This window comes from Ilumatobacter nonamiensis YM16-303, assembly GCF_000350145.1.
In the GTDB taxonomy this organism is placed as follows: domain Bacteria; phylum Actinomycetota; class Acidimicrobiia; order Acidimicrobiales; family Ilumatobacteraceae; genus Ilumatobacter_A; species Ilumatobacter_A nonamiensis.
In genome coordinates, this window is sequence record NZ_BAOL01000221.1 from 1 (window position 1) to 5,478 (window position 5,478).

General features: G+C 67.9%; 4 protein-coding genes. 3 read left to right on the plus strand and 1 reads right to left on the minus strand.

From position 1 onward, the window contains the following. Nucleotides 1-10: 10 nt before the first annotated feature. Nucleotides 11-1,432 carry an MFS transporter gene (locus ON45_RS17740; RefSeq protein WP_040495637.1) on the minus strand — a complete coding sequence of 474 codons (1,422 nt, stop codon included), beginning with the start codon at nucleotides 1,430-1,432 and terminating at the stop codon, nucleotides 11-13. Nucleotides 1,433-1,546: 114 nt separating this feature from the next. On the opposite strand from ON45_RS17740, the gene mbhE reads away from it, so the two are divergent. The 3 genes from mbhE to ON45_RS17755 form a co-directional block, all read left to right on the plus strand. Further along, a complete protein-coding gene (gene mbhE / locus ON45_RS17745; protein ID WP_051063316.1) occupies nucleotides 1,547-4,342 on the plus strand; it encodes a hydrogen gas-evolving membrane-bound hydrogenase subunit E in 2,796 nt (931 codons plus the stop codon). Further along, nucleotides 4,339-4,713 (plus strand): Na(+)/H(+) antiporter subunit C, encoded by a 375-nt coding sequence (locus ON45_RS17750; RefSeq protein WP_040495639.1) that lies wholly within the window; start codon nucleotides 4,339-4,341, stop codon nucleotides 4,711-4,713. Before mbhE ends, ON45_RS17750 begins: the two co-directional genes overlap by 4 nt. After that, nucleotides 4,710-5,478: proton-conducting transporter transmembrane domain-containing protein (locus ON45_RS17755; RefSeq protein ID WP_040495641.1), on the plus strand; the 769-nt coding region annotated here is incomplete at its 3' end. The genes ON45_RS17750 and ON45_RS17755, both read left to right, overlap by 4 nt.

A 5,478-nucleotide genomic window follows, 5' to 3' on the forward strand; every position in this document is an offset into this window, starting at 1 on the left:
CCATCGGGTGTCAGACACCCGATGGCGCGCGGTGGCGTACGGCCGCGGTCTTCGACGAGGTCACCATCAGGCCGCCGATCAGTCCGAAAGCGGTGACGAGTCCGCCGAATGCGAAGACGAGTGCGAAGTCGTCGGGCTGACGTCCGTCGCCGAGCACGACGAACATCGTCTGGATGCCGGTGAGCATCCCGATGTTCATCATCGTGGTGCCCATCGCGTTCGCGATCCCCATGTCGCCGTCGTCGACCGCCGCGGCGATGGTCGTCGCGTACGAGGGTGACGCGAGTCCCATGGCGAGACCCGACAGCACCAGACCGATCAGGATCAGCGGCAGGTTGATCCAGTGGGCGGCGAAGACCCAGGCCAGCATCGAAAGCACCATGAGCACCGAACCGGTGATGATCATCGAGCGTTCGCCGAGCGTCGACGCGAGTCGACCACCGACCGGCGACGACACGCTGTACATGAGCGGTCGAGCGAGCAGGACGATCGCGATGACGCCGACCGAGTAGCCGAAGAGCTCGTCGAGGAGCAGCGGTGCGATGAGGAACGCACCCATGTACGCGAACTGGCTGAGCGGCTGAGCGATCAGCGGACCGGTGAAGTTCGGGCGACGGAAGTAGTCGAGGCGCAGCATCGGGACGGTTGCGCGGCGCTCGACGGTGATGAACACCACGAGCCCGACGACCGACACTGCCGCGAGGGAGAGTGCGAGCGGGTCGACGAAGCCGGCGGCGGAAGCCCGTTCGAGGAAGAGCAGGAACGCCAGGGTGGAGATGCCGAGCGACGCTGCGCCCCACCAGTCGATCGCCACCCGTCGACCGGGTCCCGATGGTTTGATCACCTTCCATGCGGCCGCGGCTCCGACGAACGAGATCGGTGCGAGGACGGCGAACACGACGCGCCACCCGAACGCCTCGATCAACGGGCCACCGACGATCAGGCCGAGCACCGGTGCGCCGGTCATCGCCATCTGGAACCACCCCATTGCCTCCGAGCGCCGTGCCGGTGGGTACGCCTCCATGATCAGGGCCATCGCGTTCGGCATCGTGGCGGCGATCCCGAGTCCGACGATCATCCGGGCTCCGACGAACGTGGCGGCGGTCGGCGCGAGGCCGCACAGGATCGTGCCGACGCTGAGCACGATCGAACCGATGAGGAACAGGCGGCGATGCCCGTGGATGTCGCCGAGGCGTCCGAGGACGGGCGTGCCGACCGCCATCACCAGGAACAGTCCCGTGACCGCCCAGCTCAGGAAGGACTCGGTCGAGTCGAGGTCGTCGGCCATCGTCGGCAGCGACGCCGACACGATCGTCATCGACGACGAGAACACGATCAACCCGCCGATGACCGTGATCAGGAGGCGGCGCGGGTAGCCGCCGTCGGCTCCTCCGACGCTGCCGCCGGTCTCGGTCGGCGTGGCGACGGACATCGTCTTCGACGCTAGGCAATCGAGGTCGGTGCGCCACACTCGGCAGCTCCAGCGCATGGAGCGATCGGAGTCACGTCAGCAATTCTCGACTCGACCCCTATCTTGTTTTCGGAGATGTCCTCCATCTGGTGGCTGTTGGCCCTGCACCTCGCGCTCGCCGCCGCCGCACCGGTGGTCGCTCGGTCCCAGGGTTCGCGGGTCATGCTGTTCTGCGCGTTGGCGCCGGCGGCGACCCTGGTGTGGACCATCGTCGCTGCGGTGTCGGGAGGTGCCGACGCGGATGCGATCACGGGGGTCGGATGGGTTCCCGAACTCGGTCTCGAGCTGACGCTGCGCGTCGATGCGTTCGCGCTGCTCTGGACGGGGATCATCTCCGGGGTCGGCGTCGCGGTGTTCGTGTACAGCGCGAGCTACTTCGAAGGCGACCCGGACGTCGGTGCGTTCGCCACCAGGTTGACCGCGTTCGCCGGAGCGATGCTCGGCATCGTCGTCGCCGACAACCTGCTCCTGCTCTACGTCTTCTGGGAGCTGACCTCGGTCACGTCGTACCTGTTGATCGGAACCAAGGACAAGGCGCCCGAGGCCGTCGCCGCGGCGCGCCGGGCATTCGTCGTGACCGCCGCCGGTGGGTTGGCGATGCTGGCCGGATTCGTGGCGATCGGCGTCCAGACGTCGACCTTCTCGCTGTCCGCACTGGTGGACAACCCCCCGTCGGGAACCACCGCGACCATCGCCGCGATCGCGATTCTGCTCGGTGCGTTCACGAAATCGGCCCAGTTCCCGTTCCACGGGTGGTTGCCGGGGGCCATGGCGGCACCGACGCCCGCGAGCGCATACCTTCACTCCGCCACGATGGTGAAAGCCGGCGTCTACCTGATCGCGCGGTTCGCACCCATCTTCGTCGTCGCCGTTCCGGTGTGGAGGCCGACGGTGCTCACGGTCGGCCTCTTCACGATGGTCTTCGGAGGTTGGGTGGCGCTCCGCCAGAACGACCTCAAGATCCTCCTCGCGTACGGAACCGTCAGCCAGCTCGGATTCCTGGTCGTGCTGTTCGGCGTCGGCGTCCCGTCGGTCACTCTCGCGGCGGTCGTGATGCTCGTCGCCCACGCGCTCTTCAAGTCCAGCCTCTTCCTCGTGATTGGGGTGATCGACCAGCACGCCGGGACGCGCGATCTGCGCACGCTGACCGGGCTCGCTCGTTCCTTGAGGGTCACCTGTGTGGCCGCGGTGCTCGCGGCGGCGTCGATGATGGGCCTCCCGCCGCTGCTCGGATTCGTCGGCAAGGAGAAGGCGTTGGAGGGTTTCATCGACACCTCCGACGGATGGTCGTCGACGGTGCTCGTCGCCGTCGTCGCGGGATCGATTCTGACCGTCGCGTACTCCGCGCGGTTCCTCCAGGGTGGCTTCGGCGGCGGGGACCCGGATCCCGTGTCGCGCGTGTCTCGACGAGTCCGGACGATGGGTCTGGTGGCCGCCGTCGGTTCGGTTGCGGGTCTCCTCGGCGGGCTGTTGGCCGCCCCGCTGAGAGACATCTTCGTCCCGGCCGCCGCCTCGCTGGAGCCTTCGGTGGCCGGTTCGAAGGTCAAGTTGTGGGCCGGTTTCAACGAGGCGCTGCTGCTGTCGGCGATCGCCACCGTCGGCGGTCTGGTGGTGTTCGCGAGCACCGATCGTCTGGGTCGCCTGCAACGCCAACTCAACGTCCCGGTCTCGTGGACGACGGTGTACGACGGCGCCGTGTCCCGGCTGTACACCGTGGCCGAACGCACCACGGCGACCGTGCAGAACGGCTCGCTGCCGGTCTACCTGGGCGTGATCGCCGCCACCACGCTCGGCGTGCCCGCCGGGATCCTCCTGGTCGACGTCGCACTGCCGGCCGACGCCGTCGCGGCGGAGTCGATGTTGCAGGTCGCCGCCTGTCTCCTCGTCGCCGGGACGGCGATCATGGCGGCCGTGTCGGGCCGTCGGTTCGTCGCCGCACTCGCGATCGGAGGTGTCGGCTACGGAGTGGCGTTGCTGTTCGTGATCCAGGGCGCGACCGACCTCGCGCTGACCCAGTTCCTGATCGAGACGCTGTCGGTGGTGGCCCTCGTGCTCGTTCTGCGCCATCTCCCGGAACAGTTCCCCGCCGTTCCGTGGAAACTGGGCCGAGTGCTCCAGGGAGCGGTCGCGGCGGTCGTGGGCGTCTCGGTCGTGGTGCTGACGCTGACGGCGGGGTCGTCGCGCTCCACCCCGTCGGCATCGAACTACTACCTCGATCGGGCGCTCCCCGACGGCGGCGGCAAGAACGTCGTCAACGTCATCCTCACCGACTTCCGTGCGCTCGACACCCTCGGTGAGATCGCCGTCCTGGTGATCGCCGCGCTCGGTGTGACGAGCCTCCTGCTGGTGTTGCCCGGGGGCGTCCCCGCTCGTCGACTCCGCACCGGTGACTCGATCCTGCTCACCCGGTTGGCCAACGCGGTCGTCCCGATCGCCCTCGTCTTCTCGGCGTTCCTCCTGTTCGCAGGACACAACGCACCCGGCGGCGGTTTCGTCGGCGGGCTGGTCGCCGGTGCGGCGTTGACGCTCGAGTACGCACGTGGTGGACGCGGCGCGCTCGAGCGGATCGTGCCGTTCGATCCCCGTCTCCTGCTCGGCGGCGGACTCGCGATCGCTGCGCTGACCGGTGTTGCCGGACTGCTGGGCGGCGGGGAGTTCCTCGAGTCGTCGAAGCTCGAGGTCGACGTCCCCGTGCTCGGCACGATGAAGGCGACGTCGGCACTTCCGTTCGACGTCGGCGTGTTCATGGTCGTCGTGGGGCTCGTCGTCACCGTGCTCGCCCGACTCGGGTCGGCGTCCGAGCCGAGTCGAGCCACCTACACCGAGCGTGACGGCAACGAAGAACCGTCCGTCGTGGGGTCGCCCTCGTGAGCGTCGCACTCGTGATCACCGCTGGGCTGCTCGTGTCGGTCGGTACGTACCTGCTGCTCCAGCGGGTGCTCACCCGGATCATCATCGGGCTGGTGCTGTTGGCGCACGGTGCGAACCTGTTGCTCCTCGCCGCCGGTGGACGTGCGGGTGAACCGCCGTTCGCGGGTCCGTCGGGCGTCGAAGCCGATGCGGAGCCGCTGCCACAGGCGCTCGCGCTCACGGCGATCGTGATCAGTTTCGGGATGCTCGTGTTCCTGCTCGCCCTCGCCTACCGGAGCTGGGCGTTGACCGGCAACGACGAGGTCGAGGACGACATCGAGGATCGTCGGATCGCAGCCGGCGACGACGATGACGGGGAGGACGGCGCGTGAGCAGCATCCTCGTTCCCGCGCCGATCGTCATCCCGTTGATCGCTGCGGCATTGTCGTTGCTCACCCGGAGTCGAACGGCGCAGCGGGTCGGAGCGGTCGGCGCCATCGCGGCGATCCTCGGCGTGTCGGTGGCTCTCCTCGTCCAGACGCGCGACGCCGAACATCTCGTGGTCAACGTGGGCGGTTGGCCGGCGCCGTTCGGGATCACGCTCGTCGTCGACGCGTTCGCCGCACTGCTCCTGACGATCTCGAGCCTGGTCCTGATCTGCGTGCTGATCTATGCCTTGAGCCAGGGCATCCCGCGAGAACGCGAGGCGATCTTCACGACGAGCTACCTCATGCTGGCGACGGGGGTGAACCTCGCCTACATCACGGGCGACCTTTTCAACCTCTTCGTGGCCGTCGAGATCACGCTCGCCGCGAGCTACGTGCTGATCTCGCTGTGGACCGATGCGCGAGGCATCCGGAACGCGATGACCTACATCGTCATCAACCTCGTCGCGTCGACCCTGTTGATCATCATGATCGCCATCGTCTACGCAGCCACGGGGACGGTCAACCTCGCGGAACTGTCGGAGCGACTGGCCGACATGCCGGCCCACCTCACCGACGCCTTGCGCGTCCTCTTCCTCCTGGTGTTCGGCATCAAGGCCGGGCTGTTCCCGCTGTTCTTCTGGCTCCCCGATGCGTACCCGACCGCGCTGACCCCGGTCACGGCGATCTTCGCCGGACTGCTCACCAAGGTCGGCGTCTACGCGATCATCC